25 protein-coding genes are annotated in these 23142 nt (G+C 42.1%); 6 read left to right on the top strand and 19 right to left on the bottom strand.

Features of this window, described 5'->3' with window-relative positions; translation table 11 throughout:
* Positions 1-74 precede the first annotated feature (74 nt).
* The 9 genes from J7K63_10015 to J7K63_09975 all read right to left on the bottom strand — a co-directional run bounded on the left by J7K63_10015 (position 75) and on the right by J7K63_09975 (position 8949).
* On the bottom strand, positions 75-1277 hold the full coding sequence (locus J7K63_10015) for a hypothetical protein (protein MCD6235355.1): 1203 nt from the start codon (positions 1275-1277) through the stop codon (positions 75-77).
* Positions 1274-2545, bottom strand: coding sequence for a hypothetical protein (locus J7K63_10010; protein MCD6235354.1), 1272 nt, complete (start codon positions 2543-2545; stop codon positions 1274-1276). The genes J7K63_10015 and J7K63_10010 overlap by 4 nt, the downstream gene beginning before the upstream one ends.
* Positions 2542-3147, bottom strand: a complete 606-nt coding sequence (locus J7K63_10005; protein ID MCD6235353.1) for a hypothetical protein — start codon at positions 3145-3147, stop codon at positions 2542-2544. Before J7K63_10005 ends, J7K63_10010 begins: the two co-directional genes overlap by 4 nt.
* Positions 3128-3373, bottom strand: coding sequence for a hypothetical protein (locus tag J7K63_10000; GenBank protein ID MCD6235352.1), 246 nt, complete (start codon positions 3371-3373; stop codon positions 3128-3130). The genes J7K63_10005 and J7K63_10000 overlap by 20 nt, the downstream gene beginning before the upstream one ends.
* A gap of 430 nt (positions 3374-3803) precedes the next feature.
* Positions 3804-4733: a hypothetical protein gene (locus J7K63_09995; protein ID MCD6235351.1), complete on the bottom strand. Its 930-nt coding sequence runs from the start codon at positions 4731-4733 to the stop codon at positions 3804-3806.
* Positions 4730-5689 (bottom strand): hypothetical protein, encoded by a 960-nt coding sequence (locus tag J7K63_09990; protein ID MCD6235350.1) that lies wholly within the window; start codon positions 5687-5689, stop codon positions 4730-4732. Before J7K63_09990 ends, J7K63_09995 begins: the two co-directional genes overlap by 4 nt.
* Positions 5686-5970, bottom strand: coding sequence for a hypothetical protein (locus tag J7K63_09985; GenBank protein MCD6235349.1), 285 nt, complete (start codon positions 5968-5970; stop codon positions 5686-5688). Before J7K63_09985 ends, J7K63_09990 begins: the two co-directional genes overlap by 4 nt.
* Positions 5971-5988: 18 nt before the next feature.
* Entirely contained in the window at positions 5989-7062 is a 1074-nt protein-coding gene (add, locus tag J7K63_09980) for an adenosine deaminase (protein MCD6235348.1), read from the bottom strand.
* Complete coding sequence (locus J7K63_09975; GenBank protein MCD6235347.1) at positions 7063-8949, bottom strand: oligopeptide transporter, OPT family; 1887 nt, start codon at positions 8947-8949, stop codon at positions 7063-7065.
* Positions 8950-9085: 136 nt separating this feature from the next.
* Here J7K63_09975 and J7K63_09970 point away from each other — a divergent pair, with 136 nt between their 5' ends.
* The gene (locus J7K63_09970) at positions 9086-9433 is read left to right on the top strand and encodes a carboxymuconolactone decarboxylase family protein (protein ID MCD6235346.1); all 348 of its coding nucleotides are present in this window, start codon (positions 9086-9088) and stop codon (positions 9431-9433) included.
* Positions 9434-9435: 2 nt separating this feature from the next.
* On the top strand, positions 9436-10239 hold the full coding sequence (locus tag J7K63_09965) for a M55 family metallopeptidase (GenBank protein ID MCD6235345.1): 804 nt from the start codon (positions 9436-9438) through the stop codon (positions 10237-10239).
* Positions 10240-10679: 440 nt separating this feature from the next.
* On the opposite strand, the gene J7K63_09960 is transcribed toward J7K63_09965, so the two are convergent.
* The 9 genes from J7K63_09960 to lepA all read right to left on the bottom strand — a co-directional run bounded on the left by J7K63_09960 (position 10680) and on the right by lepA (position 18097).
* Positions 10680-10979 (bottom strand): hypothetical protein, encoded by a 300-nt coding sequence (locus J7K63_09960; protein ID MCD6235344.1) that lies wholly within the window; start codon positions 10977-10979, stop codon positions 10680-10682.
* Positions 10980-11024: 45 nt separating this feature from the next.
* Positions 11025-11255, bottom strand: coding sequence for a carboxypeptidase-like regulatory domain-containing protein (locus J7K63_09955; protein ID MCD6235343.1), 231 nt, complete (start codon positions 11253-11255; stop codon positions 11025-11027).
* A 98-nt stretch (positions 11256-11353) separates the two neighbouring features.
* A complete protein-coding gene (locus tag J7K63_09950) occupies positions 11354-12190 on the bottom strand; it encodes a DUF2520 domain-containing protein (protein ID MCD6235342.1) in 837 nt (278 codons plus the stop codon).
* Complete coding sequence (amrA, locus tag J7K63_09945; GenBank protein ID MCD6235341.1) at positions 12183-12740, bottom strand: AmmeMemoRadiSam system protein A; 558 nt, start codon at positions 12738-12740, stop codon at positions 12183-12185. Before amrA ends, J7K63_09950 begins: the two co-directional genes overlap by 8 nt.
* Position 12741: 1 nt before the next feature.
* Positions 12742-13560, bottom strand: coding sequence for an AmmeMemoRadiSam system protein B (amrB, locus tag J7K63_09940; protein ID MCD6235340.1), 819 nt, complete (start codon positions 13558-13560; stop codon positions 12742-12744).
* On the bottom strand, positions 13557-14261 hold the full coding sequence (locus tag J7K63_09935) for a CPBP family intramembrane metalloprotease (GenBank protein ID MCD6235339.1): 705 nt from the start codon (positions 14259-14261) through the stop codon (positions 13557-13559). The genes amrB and J7K63_09935 overlap by 4 nt, the downstream gene beginning before the upstream one ends.
* A gap of 6 nt (positions 14262-14267) precedes the next feature.
* Positions 14268-15818: an amidohydrolase gene (locus J7K63_09930; GenBank protein MCD6235338.1), complete on the bottom strand. Its 1551-nt coding sequence runs from the start codon at positions 15816-15818 to the stop codon at positions 14268-14270.
* A gap of 3 nt (positions 15819-15821) precedes the next feature.
* Positions 15822-16280 carry a Crp/Fnr family transcriptional regulator gene (locus J7K63_09925; GenBank protein MCD6235337.1) on the bottom strand — a complete coding sequence of 153 codons (459 nt, stop codon included), beginning with the start codon at positions 16278-16280 and terminating at the stop codon, positions 15822-15824.
* Positions 16281-16291: 11 nt separating this feature from the next.
* Complete coding sequence (gene lepA, locus J7K63_09920) at positions 16292-18097, bottom strand: translation elongation factor 4 (protein MCD6235336.1); 1806 nt, start codon at positions 18095-18097, stop codon at positions 16292-16294.
* Between the two features lie 71 nt (positions 18098-18168).
* Between lepA and J7K63_09915 the strand changes: the two genes are divergently transcribed.
* From J7K63_09915 to J7K63_09900, 4 genes are all read left to right on the top strand, one after another.
* Positions 18169-18960: a Nif3-like dinuclear metal center hexameric protein gene (locus J7K63_09915; protein ID MCD6235335.1), complete on the top strand. Its 792-nt coding sequence runs from the start codon at positions 18169-18171 to the stop codon at positions 18958-18960.
* Positions 18961-19368: 408 nt separating this feature from the next.
* A complete protein-coding gene (locus J7K63_09910) occupies positions 19369-20808 on the top strand; it encodes an aminoacyl-histidine dipeptidase (GenBank protein MCD6235334.1) in 1440 nt (479 codons plus the stop codon).
* A complete protein-coding gene (gene umuD / locus J7K63_09905) occupies positions 20805-21254 on the top strand; it encodes a translesion error-prone DNA polymerase V autoproteolytic subunit (GenBank protein MCD6235333.1) in 450 nt (149 codons plus the stop codon). The genes J7K63_09910 and umuD overlap by 4 nt, the downstream gene beginning before the upstream one ends.
* A gap of 7 nt (positions 21255-21261) precedes the next feature.
* Positions 21262-22518 carry a Y-family DNA polymerase gene (locus J7K63_09900; protein MCD6235332.1) on the top strand — a complete coding sequence of 419 codons (1257 nt, stop codon included), beginning with the start codon at positions 21262-21264 and terminating at the stop codon, positions 22516-22518.
* 220 nt (positions 22519-22738) lie between these two features.
* On the opposite strand, the gene J7K63_09895 is transcribed toward J7K63_09900, so the two are convergent.
* Positions 22739-23142 (bottom strand): hypothetical protein (locus J7K63_09895; GenBank protein ID MCD6235331.1); only part of this gene is annotated, 404 nt, incomplete at its 5' end.

Raw genomic sequence — 23142 nt, 5'->3', positions numbered from 1 at the left:
GCATCAACCTTTCTTTGTTACGATTCGACTCGAAATTTAACGGATTAGCTAACGATTATTAATTGAAAACTGACCTAAAACCCAAAAAAACGAGGGAAATTTTCAAAAAGTACCCATAGCAAAAGGTTAAAAATGAGAACAAATAACAATAATAGATCAAAATGTTCTTGATTGTTTTTTTCTTGGAGATGGCTATCCCGGTCGATTTTATGATACAGATAGATCCAGAATGCTAAGAGAAATGTTCCACCTGTGAGAAGGAAATAGCTGTAAAGAGTCTCAAAATTCATGTGTTTCAGAAAATGTATCCAGACAATACTTCCGGCTGTTACAGGAATTCCATGAAACGTCATGAGCATTAAAAGATAAGCCCTGCGGTATCTGGTCCGCCACCAGTCTTCTTTTATAAGAAATAAAATGATCATTGGGAGCAACAGATACCCATAAACGGCATACAGATAAGTTGTTCCGGATAAAGAAAGTATTAAGAAAGGCAGAATCAGAGAATTCAGGCTCATATCCAGATAAGAAGCATCTGACTGCTTGCGCCAGGACTCAAGGAAGAGGATGATTACAGATATCACGAGGAGTCCTCCACCTAAAACACGGACAGGCATAGAAACCATCTGAGGATGAAAACGAATTATCAGAAGGATGGTTATAAAAGTCTGAAGAAATGAGGCATAATATGATTGGGCCGGCTTTGTAAAATGCTCTCCGGGGGTATAAAGGCGGAGTATCAATCCGGAAAACAGGAGAAATGAGGCATAATCCCGAATCATGACCTGTTCGTTTTGGGCAGATAAAATAAATAAAGAAAGAAATAGAATTAATGAAGAAATAAAATACCTGATGCGGAAAGCTTGAGACCGAAATGTTCCGCGGGATAAATGCAAAAATAGGGAGAGGACTTCAAAAGATAAATACCAGATGAGTGGATGATCAAATCCGTTAAGGAAAAAGATAAAATAAGGGATCAATCCAAGAGTGGGATTAGAATCAAATATTCCATAACGTTTCGTATTTATAAGTGCCGGCAGCATAGCTAAAGCGGCTAAGGCAAATAAAACCCCGGATTGCTGATGAAACGTAAATCCTCCGGAAAATCCATCAAATGAAATCAGGCTGATAAATGAAGAGTAAATCAGTCCTGTCCATAAGACTAATGCCGATATTTTCCCGTAAACCTGTTCCCTGTTGGAAATGACGTATAAAACGGCAGCAGCGGATAAAACAAGCAGCAGCGTATATATATGAGACAGAGTAAGGTGTATCATGAGAGAACTCCCAGTTCTTGAATCATCAGAACAAGGATAGTCATGATTAACATGACCCCGGGAAATTTGGATCCCTTCCCCTCCCCTTTTTTTGTCAAAAAGAGCAAAAATGCCACGGAAAGAATTGAAAGCAGTGTAAAAAGTATCAAAAGAACCATTCCAAAAATATTTTCATGCAAAAAAGTAAAAAAGGTATAAGCATAAACCTTTCCGGAAAGGGTAAAAGGATTCAGTAAAAGCCCCATAGTGAAGATAATTATTGAAAAATATCGGGTTAAATCATCCTTGAGAGTCTTGAATAAATCCTGAAAAAGAATAATAGTCAAAACATACAAAGGGAAAGCTGTTATGAAACCATTTTGCAGGTGTAAGACAGATATATTAACCGGGAAAAACCTCAGGTTCATGAAAATTAGGGCAAGAACAAGTAAAAAAGTTATCATAAAGGGGGCAAAAAAATCCTTTCCTGAGCATTCGAAGAAGAGAAGCCCCATCAAGACGAATAGTATAACGGAAGCAGAGATAAACCAATACATAAGAAAAACTTGAGGATTCAGCATCATACCGGTCAGTCGTTGGATGATGAACAGCAAGGCAAAATATGAGATAATCAGTTCGATTATTCCATGTCTGACAGATACAATACCCTGAATAATATCTGTTAAGCGTATAACAGCCATCAGAAAATAGGCGGAAAGAATCAAGTACAGAACTGATCCGGAAACCGGAATAACAGCAGATATTTCATGAATGGGTGTGGAAAGAGATGCTGGTTCCTGTAACATATTGAACAGGAAATAGGCTGTTATCAATAAGAAAGTCGGAATGTAGGTAACAACATGTAATTGTTGTTTTCTGCCGAGTTGAGAAACAAAAAAATAGATAAACGAGGCAAAGAACATCATTCCTGTATTACCTGCAATAACCAGGAGATAAAGAGATATTATAATCCACAGATACCTTCGCTGGTCCATATCCTGGCGAATCAGCAGCAGAATGAAGAGGGAAAATGAAATCCAGATAAGAAAAAGAGTATTCATTTCATCCAGTTGAAGGGTTAAAGAAAACATGTTGAAAAATGAGACAGAAGAAATAAGGGGAAACACATCCTGTAAAATCAGGTATATGGTAGTTGATATAAAACCGGTCTGAAAGAGTAAAAATATCGGGTACCGGTGGCGTATTCGGTAAAAACGATCTGGCAGAACATCCACAAAAAATGCAGGAACAAACAGCATAAGGAAAAGGCTTTTCAAAAGAAGATTCATCCTGTTACCAATCCTATCATTAAAATGATAAAGCTTATAATAAAATAGAGTGTCAGGATAATAATTACGGGAGTATCCTGTTTAAGCACACTACTGGTTTTCCGTTGAGATTGAGGAGGATGATTACGAAAACATTCCATATTCTGAATGTGTTTAAAAAGAGTTTCAGAGTCATACAAGAAAAACACAAACAGCGATAAAAGTGAAAACAGGATCCCCACTAAAGCAGTAAAAACATTCCCCGAAAAAAGAAAGAGGCTGATAAAAAAACCGCTGACCAATAGTTCATCCATCTTCTGTTTATGACGATAATAGATTCCGATAAGCAGTAAAGTAATAAATACAAGAGAAAACAAGATAAGTCTGATGATGGTTAGTTTGAAAAGAAGGATATCATATTCGTAGAGAGAATATGTTAATACAGATTTTTTCAAAGAGCCGGGAAGTGTCAGAAAAAGGGTAACCGGAAAGAGAATAAAAAAAGACAGCAGGGGCAAAAACACAAATTGCCGGCGAAAGGCAGGAATCAGCCCGTACAACAGATAGAATGTCGTAACATACACAAGCAGAGCCAAAAAGAGCTTATCCTGCAGAATCATCATGGTTCCTTCCCATCATAAAGAAGATGAAAAACAAAATCAGGAGAATCATCCCGGTAAATGCAACAGGAATTGTAGTATGGTGCATCAGAATGGATACCATCACAGTCATACCCATCACATACCCCATTCCCTGAACAAGTTTGCCCTTTGAGAAAAAAAGCAATATCCCTGAAAAAACAATCAGAAAACAATAAGAAATATAGGGTAATAAAAGTTCCCACATCATAATCGATTGTCCTTTTCTTTTTCCAGATAAAATCGGATAAACAGGATGAGAATCATCAACAACAACAAGGAGAATACGGGTATAAGGACTGTTTCTGAAGAAAGACGTGCAGGATAAAGGATGATAAAGAAGCCTGCCATCATAAATGATATCACATATAAGAGAAAAAGAAAAACCCGTGACAGGTTTTGCGGTAAGAGAATGGGTCTGATATTTCTTATAAAAACAAGAGATATGGTACATAAAAGAATCGGAATAAGAAACAGGAAATAAGCGGGTTCCTTTGAATACTCTACAGGGAGTAAAATTAAGATTACCAATAAAACGATGATTCCTATCCGGAGCATCGGTGATCGGAAATAAAAAAACATGCCACCGGCTATTACGGTAAGGAGAATCATAATCAGGGAAAACAGTTGAGGACTTATATTCATATCATCACCAAAGCAATTGCAGTAACCATCAGTACCGGTAACAAAACTTTATTGTTCAGTCTGATCAAATATTCCTCATCCGGCCAGGAATAACGGGTCATCAAACGGCGTTGAAAAAAATCTAACAGAATCACGGCAAAAAAGGCCATCATGTATAGAATCAGGGGGTTAGTCAAACCGGATCGATTCAGCAATTCCGCCATAAAAACCCCGTTTCGGATACTCAATGTCAGAAAAATACTGAGGAGCAGAAATCCCGACACCTGTTCACACAGCTCACAGAAAATTTTTCCGTTTTCCGACAAACGCTCAAACCATGGTTGCTGTATCAGATACATGTCCAGTGAAAATGTATGGCGTATTACCCATAAATTAATAAACAGGACAATCACCAGAAAAGCCCTGAAGACAATGATCAATGATGAAAGAAATGGTACTTTTACAGATGCCGGATCTGATGCTCCAAGAATTAAAACCAGAAAAAAAAGAAGGAAAAAGTATTCAAAGAGAATCCGAATTCGTTTTAAAAAGAAATATCTCAGAACAGAATCCTTGCTGGAAAGGAACAATAGAAAATAGAGGAACAACATCACGGTCCCGTAGAGAGTTATAAAGACAAAGCTGTGTTCCTGAGGGACGGGAAAAAGAAACAGATAAACTAAAAACAGTAAGGAAACAGGGAGCTGTATCTTATATACGGCATCATTCCGGCCGGTAGTGTTGTTATACAAGGAGTTAGTAAAAAGTGATTTCAACTGAAAAGCAATACCGGTTTTTTTTCGACAAATGAGTCTGTTGCTAATCTGACGGTAATAAACAATCAGAAAAAAAAACAGGATCATACAAATTCCTGAAATCAGAATTGTCAGGATTCCTTTTACAAATGGATTGACGGGCAATGTTTCAAGAAAAACCGGCAAGTTCATGAATACTCTTTCTCTATCAATGTAAAATTCATCATGGAAAAAACAAATTCCAGAGCTTCGTGGTGCATTCCACAAAAAATATGGGGATTTTGAAAGTAGCGCTCATATAAATATTCAACTAAATATTGATGATTCATTTTATAATGGATGCTACCGTAATGAAAGTCGGATTCAAATTCTCTTTGTCCGGCTGCTTTATTTTGGGTATCGCCTCCCTCCTCTTTTCCGGACAGGATCTCCAGGTCATGCTTTATAACTTTCAGATATGTTTTCAAGTCCATCAGTAATTTTTTTCTGTACTCCGGAACGGAAATCGTATCAGGGTTCGAGTTCTTTGAAAAAGTGTTGTCATAGAAATGACAGGGCAGGATTTTTGTATGTTTATGAAAGTGCCTGAAAACAGAGTGGTTGATCACCAAATAGCTTTTCCCTTCCTTATCCTTTTCTTTTTCATATCCCATAATCAAATCGTAGAGAAAAAAAATATCTTTTATGGTGAGGATTGTGTTCAGCGATTTCTTTTTCGGGTTCAGAATATGGGCAGACAGACGCTTGAGAATTTTTTCATTGAAAACATTTTCCCGAAAAAAGAGCTCCGTTGTTTGAAAGAGGGCTTTATCATGATACTGAACAGCCAGCAATTTAATCTGTTTCATGATTTCCAGAATCGTAAAATAATCCTGAAGAATTTTAAGTTGGAATCCCGGGTATGAAAATGAAAATTGTTCATTTAAAACATCGGATTGATTTTTAATAAGGTAGTTCAAAAAGTTGAAAATCAGATAAGGGTATTCAAACGAGAGATGCATAATCTCTGATTGCCGAATCAATTCCGGTTCAGGTGTATAGGATGGCAAAGTAATTTTTCGAACATAACCATGATTCAGACAGGCATGAATATCAATTTCCCTTGCTCTTTTCAGAGCGGGGGTGCTGTATTTCCAAAAAACATTCATTGATATCTGTATCCTGAAACATAAATAATCAAAATATAAAGAATGCTCATCATCAGGGCGACAAAACCCTGGTAATTCAGTACCTGCCTGCTCATAAAGACAAATATCAAAATGATGAATAAGAGCATTTTCAGAAGGAATACAGGAAAATTCTCGCCAACATCTGAATCGACGGGTTTGGATAATATGGAATAGTCTTTCAGCGATGATTTATGCAAAATCCGGAGAAGATACAGAAAAAGAAAAATCAGCGCTGCAATCAGGTATACAGTAGTTATCATGTCAATTTCCCGTCATAATCAGGAGTTTTGAGCGTCAAAATCCCGGATTATCTCATCCATGACCGGAGACACTTCCCGGATGAGCCGGACCCGATCCCTGTGATGCATAAAAGAGCTTTTAAAGCCGTCAATCAGTACGTCTTTAATATCTTTCAATTTCAGATTGAACGTATGGTAGGCCAGGCAGAGTTCATCGGTGAGGGTTGTATTTGAAATTAATCGATTATCCGTATTCAGGCACAAACGGAGCCCGTAATCCTTGAAATACTTGAAAGGGTGTTTTTTCAGGCTTTTAACCGAGCCTGTCTGAACATTACTGGTAAGACAGATTTCCAGACAAATGCGATGATCGTTGATATAGTTGAGCAAGTCCCCATCTTCCGCAAGGCGGGTTCCGTGTCCGATCCTGTGCGCCCCGCAATAGTGGACGGCCTGATGAATACTTTCCGGTCCGTACGCTTCACCGGCATGGATGGTAATGTTAATATTGTTTTTCAAAACCAGTCTGAACGCATTTTCATGATCTTTGGCAGGATAATTCTCTTCAGGTCCGGCGAGGTCAAAACCTACAACACCCCTGTTTTTATAAGCAACAGCCAGTTCTGCGAGATTATAGGAGATATCCGGACTGATACTCCTCATGCCGCAGATAATCACGCCGCCGCGGATTCCAAAATCCATCTCTGCCTTTTTCAGTCCACGGATGACAGCTTCCAGGTTATCCACAGTTCCCATATCATTATTAACATGCAGGATGGGTGAATACCGGACTTCAAGCCATTTGATATTTTCCCCGGAAGCGTCTTCAGCCAACTCATAGGCGGTTCTTTCAAGAGCGTCGGGTGTCTGGAGCACACTCAGTGTCAAATCGAATTTTTTAAGATAAATTTCCAGGGATTCTCCCTTTTCAAAGTGAAGAAACTCCATCAGCTTATCTTTATTCTGATAGGGAATTTTGACATTATTTTGTTTTGCGAGATCGAAGAGGGTATCCGGCCTGAGTGAACCGTCCAGATGACAATGGAGCTCTGCTTTTGGAAGTTTATGGATGACTTCCCTTAACTTTGGATCATAGTTTTGATGATGTGACATTTAATTCCTTTTTGCAATTTTTGTTAATATCGCAGTAATTATGATAAACAGCAAGACCCCAAGCCATGAAAAACCGGATATTTCGAACCACCAGTTTTTATCTCCTGAGATAAAGATAGGCACAGCCACCAAAATACCCATCAGTGCCTCACCGGTAATGAGTCCCGATGCGAAAAGAAGTCCTTGCTTGTTTTCCGGGTTTGTTTCCCTGTGTTTCCGCGTAAAATGGGAAACCATACCGCCGATAAAGATGGGGGTTGAAAGTGTGATGGGCAGATATATGCCAACTGCAACAGCCAGAATGGGAATTCTGAAATCAGATCCTCTGGATTTCTGTATTAAATCCGCGACAATGATTAAAACACCTAATACTGCGCCGATAATGACAAAATTCCAAGGCAGGTTCCCCTGAAAAACACCTTCAGCTACTGATTTCATCAGTGTTGCCTGAGGTGCCGGAAGGGTTTCACTGCCAATAGTATAGGCACTGTGGAGAATATCCAGTGTAAGCCCCAGGGCTACGGCTGCTGACAGCGTTCCTACAATTTGCATGATCTGTTGTTTCCAGGGGGTTGCTCCTAAGATATAACCGGCCTTTAAATCCTGCATATTGTCACCGGCAATAGCCGCAGCACAACAGACAACTGCACCAATAATGACAGCACCTGCAGCACCTTCTATGCTTCCTGCCCCTTTGATGAGAAGCAAAAGCAAAGACGAAAAAAGAATTGTCGCAATGGTCACTCCACTGATGGGATTGTTGGAAGATCCAACCAAACCCGCCATATAACCTGCAACGGCAGAAAAGAGAAATCCGAAAATCAACATAATAACGGCCATTAAAAGTGCCGTAAACAGATTGTGAATAATATTCTGATAAATAAAAAAAACAGGAATCACGGAAATAATCAGGGCGATGATTACCCAATTTATGGGAATATCCTTTTCATGACGATCTACGACAATGCCGGAATTACGATTTTTATACGCATTTAAACTGGATTTTACACCGTTAACAAGGGGGCGGAAAAGATTGATGACAGACCAGATTCCGCCTATAACCATGGCGCCTACCCCCATATACCGGATTTTGGTACTCCAGATATCATACGCAGCATCCAGATACCCTGATCCGACTTCTACGGGATTAAAAAATGAATAGAGGGGAATCGCAATAATCCAGGATATCAATCCTCCGGCAAAGACCAGGACAGCTATATTTCTCCCTACAATATATCCCACTGCCAGAAGTGCCGGGGACAATTCAGAGCCGAATCCAATGATGGACCGTTTTCCTGCCTGTCTTGAAAAAAAAGGAAGGGCAAAATCAACAGCTGAATTCCACATCTGTAATCCCTGTTGAGCCAATTTCATTAAACCGCCGAAAAGGGCTGCTTTAAAAATCATAGACAAATTTTTTGAAGAATCATCATTTTCACCGCTATGGTCTCCTGCTTTCAGGACCTCTGCTGTTGCAACACCTTCGGGATATTGCAGTTCAGCCTCTACGATAAGTGCTCTACGGAGGGGAATGGTAAATAATACACCTATCAATCCACCAATACCGGAAATTTTAGCAATTTCGAAATAGTCGAAATCTGTCCAGTATCCCATAAGTACAAGCGCGGGTATTGTAAAAATCACCCCTGCAGCAAGGGACTCCCCGGCAGATGCTGCAGTTTGCACAATATTATTTTCGAGAATATTGGAACGTTTGAATAGTTTTAAAACACCCATTGATATTACTGCAGCAGGTATTGACGCACTTACCGTCATTCCGGCAAATAGTCCCAAATATGCATTTGCAGATGCAAGAACAATGGATAAAAAGACACCAAGTATCACTGATTTAATCGTGATTTCAGGTAAACTGTGCATTTCTTTCATCATAATCCCTGTTGTTTAACTGTGTCTGGTTAAAGCTTTGTCGGAACATGGAGTTAAAATAGTCATGATTCCATTTGTGGTAAAGTGATTTTTATCCTTAAGTTTGATTAAATTCAATAAAAACCGGGGTTCAACCATGGAAAAATACAGTTTCAAAGATTATGATGTAGACGGACTCACGTTTCTGATGTCCAACCGGAAGGAAGTGGTCAAATCCTATCAGAAGCTCATTTCAACGCTGGGTGGGCACCTGGATGACAAGACCCGGATACTCATTACACTGGCACTTCAGGTCACCACACAGCAACCTGAAGCCGTTAAAATTGTTATTCCCAAAGCCCTGAAAGCAGGAGCCAGCTCAGATGAAATCATTGACAGTGTCATATTAACTACACCGATAGTCGGACTTACCGGAATTATAAAATTGCTGCCAAAAGTCTTGGATGAACTCAAAAAACATCAGGATATGACAAAAGAGGGATAGTTATGAAATTATACGTGAGTGCGGATATTGAAGGAATCACCGGCGTAGTTAACTGGGATGATGCGGAGATCGGCCATCAGGAACATCAATTTTATCGCCAGATTATGACCCGTGAGGTTTTAACGGCTTGCAAAGAAGCAAAAAGCAACGGTGTCCGGGAAATACTGGTTAAGGATGCTCATGCCTCCGGCCGGAATATTCTGATTGATGAACTCCCGGATTATGTCACCGTCATTCGGGGTTGGAGCGGGCACCCTTTTTCAATGGTACAAGGGCTTGATGGCAGTTTTGATGCTCTTTTCATGATCGGATACCACTCCCCTGCAGGTTCCCTGGGGAACCCCCTCTCTCACACCATGGCTTCATCCATTATTCGGGAAATGCGTCTGAATGGTCACCGGATATCGGAATTCACCCTCCATGCCTTAGTTGCAGGACATTATAAAGTTCCGGTGACACTCTTAGCCGGTGACGACGAGATGTGCAAACAGGCAAAGGAACTGATTCCTCAAATTATCACATTGCCTGTAAAACTTGGGTTTGGCAATGCGGTTGTAACAAAAACCCCGTCAAAAGTATTTGATGAATATAAAACAGCGGTAAAAGAGGCCTTAAACGTGAAGCGTTTCAGAGAATGCATCCCGGTTATTCCCTCCTCACTGTCCATGGAAATTGTCTACTCACGTCCAACAATAGCCTATAAATACAGTTTCTTCCCCGGTGTTGAGATGACGGATGAATCAACTCTTCAGTATAATGCAGCAGATATTTTTAAAATGATGACGTTTATTCAGTTTTGCTCATGAAAGGAAATCAAGGAATTAATTAATTTATGATGAAATTCCGGATCACTCGAAGACACGGCCGCTGTGCCATCTGTAAAAAACATTCCATGCGGCGTATTCATCGAAACCGATGGATGAAAATGTTTCCGGGAACAAAGCTCCTGAGTTGCTATAATTGTCATTCAAAAGAATATGTCTTTTTTAAATACTTTTCTGTCATTTTAAAAAATAAGCAATAAAAAAATAATCCGGCATGATACGCCGGATTGTTTTGCGGGGTCTGTTGTGTGATAACGATTAAAACCGCTGAGTTTCAGACAGAATTGACCAGACTTCAAGCCAGTTTTCAGTACCGAAAGCTCCTTTACAATTAACATTTTCAAAAAATCCGTGTAACGGGATTATAGGATGCTATCGTTACATGATAATCTTCAATTCGTACGCCGGCAATGATGCGCCATTTATTGAGTGTTGTGTAGCGACTCATACCCAAACATATTTACTGTATTACCGTTCAGCACCGATACCCCTGTTATGCGTTTAACAGCATCGGCTGCATTGGAATCTCCTGACCGTGACATTTGGGAACCGCTTACCCCATCCTGAACATTGGATGACTGCCATTTTTCTGAAATCAGATACGCATCAGAATTTGAAGATGCCCGGGCTTCCACGACAATCTCCGATAGATTCATCACCGATGGAATGAGGGCAACATCCAGATAATGGTTTTCATCCTTCTGTATTTGAAGACCTTTCACGGCCTGGTTTTCATATCCCGCATAGGTGACAAAAACATCATAGCTTCAGGAAGGCACGTCATAAATCATATAATGACCGTCCAAATCGGTAGCTGCCCCCATGGATGTTCCGAAAATTATGACGTTTGCTCCGACAAGAGCCTGACCTGTCTTATAGTCAATGACACGTCCCATTAAGGATCCTCCTCCGTTCCCTGCATGGAGTAGTGGAATACCTGTACCAATCATCATGAAGAGCAAAATACCTGCCTTCATGAATTGCTTCGTCCGGATCATAGTGTCTCCCTTGTTTTATCGTTATCACACAGGGGAAATTCCACATCAGGAATTAAAGCATCATGAATAAAGAATGAATTAATGGTTAATAATTATTTTTATTTGAAATTACCTGAATTTCCAGGAATGATGAATTTTTTTATCAGATAGCGGGTAAGCAGATCATATATTTCATATTCATCGGAAAGCCCTTCTTCTTTAAGGGCTTCTTTTTCCCGATTCAGAAGTCCGTAATCCTGCCGGACAATAGGTCCCCCCAGAGCATTCTGCAATCCAACCTGGTGAATGTGATCAACAACACTGTCCACAAGCGGCATAAATATTTTTTTATAGTCTTCCGGAGAAATGCCGGCGACGGAAACGATTGTTTCAGCACCCCTTAAAACACCAATGATTAAATTTGCCGTCATCACTGCCGCAGCATGGTAGAAATCCTTTTTATCGTCGGGAAGCACAAAACTTTTAAGTCCGGCCTGAGATGCAAATGCTTTCATCCACTCAGGATCATCGCCGGATAAAGCCCACCAAGCCTTTTTAAGGAGTAACTTCCCCTTTTCAGGGTTTGTATCAATCACCGATATCATGGGATGAAAAGAATGAACTTCTGATTGAAAACCCGTACGGAGCGGGGATAAAATTTCCGCTTTATGAAAGCCGCTGGTATGGATAATATGAGACGTTTTCCATTCCGGTTTACCCTGAAGTGTCCGAATCAGGTCATGAAAAGAATCATCCCGGATACAAATAAAAAGGCATGCCGATTGTGATATATCACGTTTTAGGGTAAAATACGGAGCGAAATGTTTTTGATAGGCTTTCAGTTGATCATCTGATACATCATCAACACGATCTATTTTCCACCCTAAATCTGTCAGGAGTCCGCTCAAAGCCCAGCCGATGCGCCCTGTACCGATGAGTGAAAAGCTTTTATTCATGGTAATCCTCTTCCGAGAACACATCTGCCGTAAAAATAAAAAATTCCGTGTTTCTATCATGATAAGCCTGAGGATTCAGACCTGCCTTCATGGACAGATGGGTCAGCATCTCATCTCTGTCCCATCCTTGTTCTGAAGCTACCTGAGGCAGGAAAACAGCCTGCCGGAATCCTTGTTTTAAAACCACCCCGTGTTTTCCCGGGGTGATTTTTTCTTTAGAATCAACAGGAACCAGTTCGGAAAGGATTGAAATTTCAATGCTTACATCTTGGAGTTCATTCTTTCTTAAGGGAGGGAAACGGGGATCGGAAAAGGCTGCAGCTTCCGCCATTTCAAAAAGAGATTCTTTTAACGGGAGATATCCCACAATATGTCCGATACATCCCCTGAGATCATTATTTTTATGGAGTGTGACAAATATCCCGGTTTTTTGACTATAAAGGGGATTTTCCTTCAATACAGGCTTTGTATCGCTGATACCCAATTTGAATGAAAGGTGATTGCGTACAGCCCTGAGGAGCTCCTGTTTCACATTATGATCCAGAGTCATATCACACCTCCGCAATAACAGCCGACGTATATCCCACAACCGATGAATAATCACCGTTGATTTCGCCGGAATGGGTATATCCCGTAACACTGATCTGTGTTTTATCCGATTGAAGCGCTTTCAGGAGGGCGATGATACCCCCTCCGCCGCACGCTTCACAGCTTGCAGAAAAAAAATATTTTTCCAGTGTTTCAATGTCATAGTTTTTCATTGCATCTATCCACATGTCATCCATGCTCCGGGCCGTTTCAGAATTGTGAAAATGAGATAAGTCCGAGCTGGCAATGATTAATAAATCCGGATCCTGTGATTTGGCCGTTTTCAAAAAATTTGTCAGGTACGCAATATTTTTTTCGTCCTGATTTCCTATGACGACCGGTAAAAGACGGAAGGAATCACCCAAAATAACCTGCAGGAAAGGAAGTTGCACCTCCAGTGCATGTTCAAAACCATGGCCGGACTCAGAAAACCGGCATCCGGGCGATGATTCAACCAGCTTGTCAAAATCATGCGTTCTTTCGATAATACCCAGGGGTGTCTCATATCCCTCCCCGGGATAGATGGAGATAAAATTAAAAAATTCCCGGTGACTCGGGCTGATTACAAGGACATTTTTAAATATCTTTCCACTCAGGGATTTATAGGCTTCCGCCGCCCTTTGGCCGGAGTAGACATAGCCGGCATGGGGTACTACAAGGCCTGAAATTTTTCCTTTCAAATCCGGGGTTTTTGCATTTCCCAGAAAAACCCGAATCATATTGGTCAGTTCACGGGGTGAGCCCGGATAAAATTGACCGGCAACGCTGGATTGTCTGATCATTGTATCAACCCTCCCAGATAAATCAGTGAAAGATTATAAAAAGTGTGAGTATAGGCTGCAACGGCAAATCCTCGAAATAAAAAGACAAGACTCAGAATCACTGAGACGGCAGAACGGACCAAAAAGGTGTGCCATTCAAAAGGGTATTTGAATTCCCCAATATAATGGAGAGTTACAAAAACCGCCGTTGATATAAGAATAGCCGATACCCACGACAGCCATTCATTCTTTCCAAGTGATTGAATCATCAGATAGAGTCCATACATGAGAACAGCTCTGAAAACCAGTTCTTCATAGACGCCCGCTCCGCAACTGTAGGCTATGTTCAGTGCGTGATCCGGACTGTTGACAGGCGCATAGCTCAAATTCAGATGTATTAAAATGTAAAAAATAAACAAGGCGTAAATCAAGCCCTCTCCAACCATGATCGGAATGGATATGAATTTGAGTTCGTTTTCATTGAAATGAATATTATGGAGCCATTTCACCATGATAAAAACGATAAGAAAGAGAACAATACCCGCTTCCAGTCCGTAAAACCCGATTTCCGACAAGAGTTTTTTCAGGAGGATATCTGCACCGTTTCGGATTGCCACCGTTTCGGATTGATAACGGATAAACATGACCGATTCATAAATAATCACCAGAGGGATCACGGCGATAAAGGAGAGAAGGGGTGATTTTGTGTGTTTAGGAGGCATAACAATTTATAAAACGGAGTAGACAATTTTTCCGTCGATAATGGTCATCAGAGTTTCGATAGAGAGAAAATCCTCCGTTTCAAAGGGATCCTCACTGACAACGATCATATCCGCCAACATTCCCGGCAGCAGTTTCCCCACAAGGTGTTCCTTTCCTATGGCGATGGATGGATGTATTGTTAATGCATCAATACATTCGTCAACGGTCAGACTTTGTTCGGGATGCCAGGATTTTTCTTCCTTTTCGGGATACCTGAACACCGCTGCATGGACGGTTTTCCAGGGATTGACCATCTCAACAGGTGCATCCGATCCCATAATCACATTGGCTCCCGTACCCCACAGGTCCCGGTAATTATAGGCGTGATCGCAGTTGTCCTTCCCCCAAATTTTCTCTGCCAGGTGAATATCCCCCGGCAGGTGAGATGGATTCAGACATACGGTCAGATTGCGCCATAAAGTACGGCTCAAAAGGTCTTCAGGTATGTACTGGACATGTTCGAGACGGCATTTTCCGTCAAACCTGTCAAGACTATTGAATATTTGTTCCAGTGCAGCATCGCCAATCACATGGACCATCATATCCCAGTGATTTCGGCTTGCTTTCGAGAGAATCGCTTCCAATTCCTCACGGGAATATTTTAAAAAACCTTGGGCCGTTGTATCGGTATAGTCAAAACGCATGGCTGCAGAACGGCTTCCCAGGGATCCATCGAGAAAAATTTTCATTCCCAGAAATTCAAACCAGTTCCCTCCCCTGCCGGAGCTCTTAATCATCTTTTCTATTGCCTTATGATCATCCCAATAAATATAGGCTCTGAAACGGGGTCCCCGTTTGGACGGGTCCTGGTATAAATTCTGGTATTTGATGAAATTGTCATATTCTTCCACGGCATGAACAGTGGTTATTCCGTGTCTGAAGAGTTCCTTGAAGATTTTTTCCGGTTTATAAAAAACCGGTGATTCCATATTCCGGATAATGGGAGATATGAGTTCATTCAGGGCATCCTCTTTCACAATTCCCAGGGGTTTTCCTGATGCATCCAGAGGAACCCGGCCGTTTTGAATATTTTTCATGAGGATTCGTGTATCCATCAGGTCAAAGACGGAATAATTCACCCAGGCAGTGTGGTAATCCTTATTGATTAATATGGCCTTAGTGTGGGGGGATAGAAAGTTCAGGTCACTGGCCTGAGGCATGAGATATTCATCCCAGGCATTGGCATTCCATCCCCATCCCAAAAGCCATTCCTGTCCCTTGTAATAATTCCGGACCATTTGAATTGCTTCATCCCGGCTGCTGCTTTCACCCAGATTCAACTGTGTGATTTTCTTAGCCCAGTCGGAAACATGGATGTGGCAGTCACACAAACCCGGCAGAACAATCCGTCCCTCCAGATCAATGGTAATACTGTCCCGGCTGATGGAAGGTGAAAACTCATGGGACTCCCCGATTGCCGAAATGTATTGATCCTCAATCAGAAGGGCTGATACCCAGGGCTTTTTTATATCCCCCGTATAGATACGCCCGTTATACAGAAATATCTGACCTGTCATGAATTACCATATAAAAAGGTTTCGTTGAGTGATATTTGAGCGTCTCATCCTGTCAGTTAAGGATTGGGCAAGGCGTTTCATAAAAAGATATCCTACCTTAGGATTTTTTTCGAAGAGTCCGTTCAGTTTTTCGTAATCAAATTTAATGATTACGGCATCCTTATCCACCAGAGCGCTGGCACTTCTGGGTGAACCGTCAATAAAGGAAAATTCACCGACAGCTTCTCCCGGTTTTAAACGATAAATATTGATTTCCTCACTCTCTTCAAAATTTACCTTCATGGTAATCTCAATCCTTCCACTGACCAAAAAATAGAGATCACGGCTTTTTTCCCCTTCCTGGAGAAGCAGTGAACCGGCCGGAAGTTTTAATACTTCCGCATAGGGAATCAAGTTATCGAGAACAGCGTTTGGCAAAGCTTTGAAAAAAACCAGATCCTTTAAAAATTCTTTAACAGCCATCACACATCTCCTTATTTTTCATTACCAAGTTGGAGAACAGCCAGAAAGGCTTCTTGTGGGATTTGTACACGCCCCACCTGTTTCATCCGTTTTTTGCCTTCTTTTTGTTTTTCCAGCAGTTTGCGTTTTCGGGTAATATCACCGCCATAACATTTTGCGGTTACATTTTTCCTCAGTGCTTTTACATTTTCACGGGCAATAACATTATTACCGATTGCCGCCTGGATAGGGACTTCAAAAAGATGGCGGGGAATCAGACTGCGGAGTTTCTGTACCAGGCGCCGTCCCTGGTAATAAGCTTGATCCTGATGGATGATCAGTGAGAGGGCATCGACCGGTTCATTGTTGATCAGAATATCTAATTTAATCAGTTTACTGGGTTTGTACCCTATAAATTCATAATCCAAAGAAGCATATCCACGACTCACGGTTTTCAATTTATCGTAAAAATCATAGATGATTTCCGAAAGGGGAATTTCATAGATAAGCTGAACCTTGGTGGGATCCAGATAATGGGTATTGACATACGTCGCCCGTTTATCCTGTGTAAGGGTCATCAGGTTTCCGATATATTCCGGCGGTGTGATAATCTCCGCTTTGACATAAGGTTCTTCTATGAACTCAATATCTCCCATATCCGGCATTTTTGACGGTGTATCTACAATAATGAGATTCCCCTGACGGTCAGTAACATGGTATTCCACATTGGGGATGGTTGTCACCAGATTTTGATCGAATTCCCTTTCCAGGCGTTCCTGAACAATTTCAAGATGCAGGAGTCCCAAAAAACCGCAACGGAATCCAAAACCCAGGGCTTCTGATGTTTCCGGCTCATAACGGAGTGAAGCATCATTCAGCTGAAGTTTTTCAATGCTCTGACGGAGCTCTTCATAATCATCGCTGTTTACGGGGTATAATCCTGAGAATACCATGGGCTTCATCTCTTTATACCCTTTTAAGGGGGATGTTGCCTCATTTTCAAGTATTGTGATGGTATCCCCTACCTTCAGATCGCGGATATTTTTAATCTGGGCTACAATATATCCAACATCTCCGGCTTTCAGCTCTTTTGTGGGAATTTTTTTAAAGAGGAATTTTCCCACCTCCGTAATTTCATAGATATGCCGGGTTGCAAAGGATTTCATTTTCTGGCCGGGTTCAATTCGTCCTTCAAAAACACGCACATAAGGGATAGCGCCTCTGTAATTGTCAAAAACACTATCGAAAATCAGAGCCCGGGCTGGTTTGTCAAAATCCCGTTCCGGTGGAGGAATTCGGGAGATAATTGCCTGAAGCAGCTCGGGAATCCCTTTCCCCGTCTTGGCACTGGTTAACAGGATTTCCTCTTCCCTGCACCCTGTCAAATCAACAAGCTGATGCTTTACAGATTCCACCTGTGCCCCGGGTAAGTCAACTTTATTGATCACCGGAATAATTTCCAGATCGTTTTCAAGAGCCAGATAGGTGTTGGAAACAGTCTGAGCCTCCACACCCTGGGAAGCATCCACCAGTAATAAAGCCCCTTCACAGGCTGCCAGACTCCGGGAGACCTCATAGCTGAAATCCACATGTCCGGGAGTATCAATTAAATTCAGTGTATACGTTGTTTTGCTATCGGCTTTGTACAAAATCTGAATGGGGTGTGATTTGATTGTGATACCCCGCTCCCTTTCCAGATCCATATCATCCAGAATCTGTTCTTTCATTTGAAATGTCTGAAGTGTACCGGTATATTCCAGAAGCCGGTCTGCCAGTGTGGATTTTCCGTGATCGATATGGGCAATAATGCAAAAATTTCGAATATTGTTGTCTTTCATACCTTGAAAATAACGGAATTTTACCATAATTAAAAAGACATTGATAAATTAGGAAAAGATAAGGAGGATCCATGAAACGCGACGAACTCGATCAATTTTTACGTGAACTGTACCAGTATGAAACTTTTGATGATTATTGTTATAATGGTCTGCAGGTAGAAGGATCGGAAGATATTCACAAGATTCTCTTTGGCGTATCCTTCCATTCCCTTTTGCTGGAGGAAGCCATCCGTGAACACGCTGATGCCATCATTGTTCATCATGGGATATTCGGAAAAGACTTTTTTAAAATCCATGAGCCCTTTAAAAAAACTCTTCATACTTTATTGGACAAAAACATTTCGCTTTTCGGCATTCATCTTCCCATGGATGCCCATCCTGAAATCGGAAACAATGCCGAATTGGCGCGGATGATCGGAGCAAGTATTCTGGAACCGTTTGAAGTAGGTTTTCTGGTGGAAAACACCCGAAATCTGAGTTTGCAACAAATTATCAACCTTTATCATAAGGAACTGGATCCTTCCGGAGATGATCATGAAATCGTTCATCCATCCCCCCTGCACTACAAAACCCGCGGCGGCATTCAGTATTATGATTTCGGCCCTGACACACCCGGAAAAATCGGAATATTAAGCGGCGGTGGAAGTGGATATATCCGTGATGCACAATTACTTGGAGCTGACACTTATATTACCGGAGAAATGAAAGAACACCTTCCGGCCTACCTGAATGACCATGGCTTGAACTATATCAATCTCGGTCATTACCGGTCGGAAACCACCGGCGTGCTTGCACTGAAACGGCGAATCGAAAAGATATACAACGTGGAATGTGTCTACCGGGAAATATTTAATCCGATTTAGGAGTTGAGAGTGGTGAGTGGAGAGTAATGAGTACAAGTTTTGAGTTTAGAGTCTGGTTATGAGGAAGGGCGATAATGAATTTTATAAGCTATTGTGGCCTTTGATAATAATGTTAAAATAAAACAAGAAGACATGTTTTATTAAAGTAAGTTTCATTCCGGATATTTGACCATATTTTGATATGGTTTAATCCGCCAGAAAAAATGAGCTTTCCAAAAAGGCACAATCCACCAACCAAAACCCGGAACCCACAACAGAAGAAAAACGCAAACTCACTATTCTCAATTCCAACTCAGAGGCAAAAAATGTTTTACCTCTACAACTCTCCACTCTCAATTCTCAACTCCCAAATAACATGTATTTGTCTCAGTAATTTTGTACTTTTACATATAATCCAAAGGAGCGTGTATGGACAAAGAAATCAGGGAAATTTTAGACATATTTACAGAAATCAATCAAATTCCCCGGGAATCGAAACACGAGCAACAGATATCGGAGTGGTTGATAACCTGGGCGGAAAAGCAGGGTTTTACGGCAAAGCAGGACAAGCTGATGAATGTTCTTATTCACATCCCTCCCACCCCCGGATATGAAAAAAGTCCTGTTGTGGTGCTTCAGGGACACATGGATATGGTGTGCGAAAAAACCCCCGAATCCACCCACGATTTCGGGAAAGATCCCATAAAAGTCCTGATCGATGGAGATTGGATTCATGCGGATCAGACCACATTAGGGGCAGATAACGGGATTGCCATCGCCATGGCCATGAAAATCGCCACGGATCCATCCATAGAGCACCCGGAGTTGGAATTGTTGTTTACTGTAGATGAAGAAACAGGTCTCACCGGTGCCAACGGATTATCTTCCGATTTTTTAAAGGGTAAAATCCTTTTAAACATTGATTCGGAAGACGACAAAAAATTCACCATCGGTTGTGCCGGTGGACGGGATACAAAAATACGATTCGTAAAGGAGGAAGAAGTCGTTCCTGATAATTTTGGGATATACAAACTGTCCGTATCGGGACTTTCAGGTGGGCACTCGGGGAGCGATATCCATAAAGGACGTGCCAATGCCAACAAGCTTCTCGGACGGGTTTTAGATCATATTCAGCGTCAGCTACCGGAATTACGGCTCCTGTCACTCTCCGGGGGCTCTGCCCACAATGCCATCCCCAGGGATGCCCATGCCCTGATTGCGCTGCCGGTCCTTCAGCCAGATCCGGCCTCCCGTTTTGAACCTTTTTTCTTCGATTTACGCCAGGAATACAAAGAAAGCGATCCCCGCTTGCGTATCAGCCTTGAAAAAACGTCAGAAGCGCCGGATATTGCTTATAAAAAGACAACAGGTTTCCGGATTATCCAAACACTCATGGCTTTACCTCACGGTGTGGCAGCCATGTCTCCCACAATTCCCGATCTGGTTGAAACCTCCTCCAACCTGGCAACTCTGAAAGAGGATTCCGGTGAACTGACCATTCTCATTAGTCAAAGAAGTTCCGTTATGAGCCGTCTGGATGCCGTTACCCGAAGCATTGAAAGCGTGGGGCTTCTGGCAGGCGCACGTGTTGAATCGGGAAATGGTTATCCTGCCTGGCAACCGGATATGGACTCCGCCCTGCTGAAAAAATGTACCGCCGTTTATGAAAGAGTTCACAAGAAAAAACCTGTAATAGAGGTCATCCATGCAGGGTTGGAATGCGGTGTCATCGGCGCCAAATATCCCGGCATGGAGATGATATCTTTCGGCCCCCTGATTGTGAATGCCCACTCTCCGGAAGAGAAAATGAGTATCTCCTCTCTGGAGAAAGTCTGGCGCTTTTTGAAACAACTCATGAAAGAATTATGAAACTTATACACTTAAAAACAGCCGATCCCCTGGAATTTTATTCTGCAGAAAGCAGCGCACCCCTGAAACTACCCTTTTATGAATCGACGGTGGAAGCGGGATTTCCATCACCGGCTGATGATTATACAGAACTCAAACTTGATCTGAACAAACATTTAATCCGTAATCCTTCGACAACTTTTTATGTCCGGGTCCGGGGACATTCCATGGTGAATGCCGGTATTTGTGACGGGGATATGCTGATTGTGGACCGCTCCCTGGAGCCGAAGGACGGCGATGTGGCCGTGTGTGTAATCAACGGAGAATTCACCGTCAAACGCATCAAAAAAAACGGTGAACATATCATTCTCTCCCCGGAAAATCCCGATTTTCCCGAAATGTCCGTCACAAAAGACGACGATTTCCGGATTTGGGGCATTGTTTCTTACGTAATTCATAAGCCCTGAGAAACCCGTGTTTGGTATTGCGGACTGCAACAACTTCTATGTTTCCTGTGAAAGGGTTTTCAATCCCTCCCTGGAAAAAAGGCCGGTTGTGGTTTTATCCAACAATGACGGATGCATTGTGGCACGGTCTAATGAGGTAAAGGCGCTTGGAATTCCCATGGGGACTCCCTTGTTTAAGGTCCGTGAAATGATTCAGGAATACAACATTGCCGTCTATTCCTCCAACTATACCCTGTATGCCGATATGTCTCAACGCGTCATGACGGTTCTGGCCCAAATGGTCCCCTCCATGGAAATATATTCCATAGATGAGGCTTTTTTGGATCTACGGGGTTTTCCGGCAGATCGTCTGGAGGCTCATATCCGGGATACACGAAAAAAAGTGCTCCAATGGACCGGCATTCCTGTTTCTATCGGAGTGGCTCCCAGTAAAACTCTGGCAAAAATCGCCAATCGGGCAGCTAAAAAGAAAGGGGAATACGAAGGCGTGTGTATTCTTAATTCTAAGGCGTTACGGGAGGATTTCCTGAAACACACCGCCGTGGAAGATATCTGGGGCATCGGTCCCCGCCTGTCCCGTTTTTTGAAGGCACGGGGAATTTTTACTGCTTTACAACTGACGCGCATGAATGATTTCTGGATTAAAAAGAATCTCACGGTTACGGGATTAAGAACGGTCTATGAATTGCGGGGCGTTCCCGTCCTCCCTCTGGAAAACAAAACTCCGGATAAGCAGGAGATTTGTACCTCCCGGTCCTTTGGCAGGCCGGTGGAAAAACTTCAGGAATTGAAGGAATCCATTGCCACCTATGTGGCACGATCGGCTGAAAAACTCCGGCAACAACACTCCCTGGCCAATACCATTCTGGTTTTTATTCGCACCGATCCCTTTAAAGAAAGTGTCTATCAGAATTTCAGAATCCTCTCCCTCCCTGTCCCCACAGCTTGTACCGAAGAAATTACTGAATATGCCTTATACGGATTGGAACGTATCTACAAACCGGGATACCGCTATAAAAAAGCCGGGGTGATTCTCAGCAGTATCATTCCGGACACAGGTGTACAGCAAAACCTTTTTGATACACGTCCCCGGGAAAAAAGCCGGAAACGCATGCAGGTGGTAGATTTTATCAATCAAAAAATGGGGAGCGACACCCTCCGTTTTGCCTCCCAAGGCATTAAAAAATCCTGGAAAATGAAACGGGAAAATATCACACCCGCCTATACCACGAACTGGGATGAAATTTTAACGGTCAGGATTTAAGGATTGGGGACGGGGAATTGGGTGCATCAATTGACGGTATGCGTAAAAAGTCCCCTATTTGAGAGGGGATTCAGGGGTGTGTAAGGCGGCGAAGCCGCAGGCATGAAGGACGTAGCGAGATGTATGTAGAGCCGCAATATCTTGCGGCTGTATTATAGAGACGAAAGTCAAAAAAGAGTAACGAGGTCCGAGTAGCGAGTAGCGAGGAGGTATCCTTTTTTCACTCATGATGCACTCCTTTCACAATAATTCCTCCCGGGATACCTGAATCAAACAAGCCCACAATCACAGCCAGATTGTCTGTGTATCGTGCCCGTCTCACCCATAACATATTATTCCCGTATAGTTGAAGCAAATCCATCATTATTTTAAGACTGCTGCCATTGTAGTGCACTACAACGGATTCCGGTGAAATAAACAGAATGTCATGATTCCGTTTACCACGGACCTGATTTCCGGTTGAATAATAATCGGTTCTCAACACTGTTGATTTGACGGGATAATAGTGATAGATGTCCGGAATGATTTCATAAACCAACATGTCCACTCCACCGGGATTGGCATAGACTCTTGAGTCTGTCACTGTTAAAGTAATCATTTTTCCATAATTGCCATTTTCCGGAT

The sequence above is a fragment of the Candidatus Neomarinimicrobiota bacterium genome (assembly GCA_021157965.1).
Classification (GTDB): domain Bacteria; phylum Fidelibacterota; class Fidelibacteria; order Fidelibacterales; family Fidelibacteraceae; genus Fidelibacter.
The sequence above is the reverse complement of the archived record's forward strand: the minus strand, read 5'-3'. Positions and strand labels throughout refer to the sequence as shown.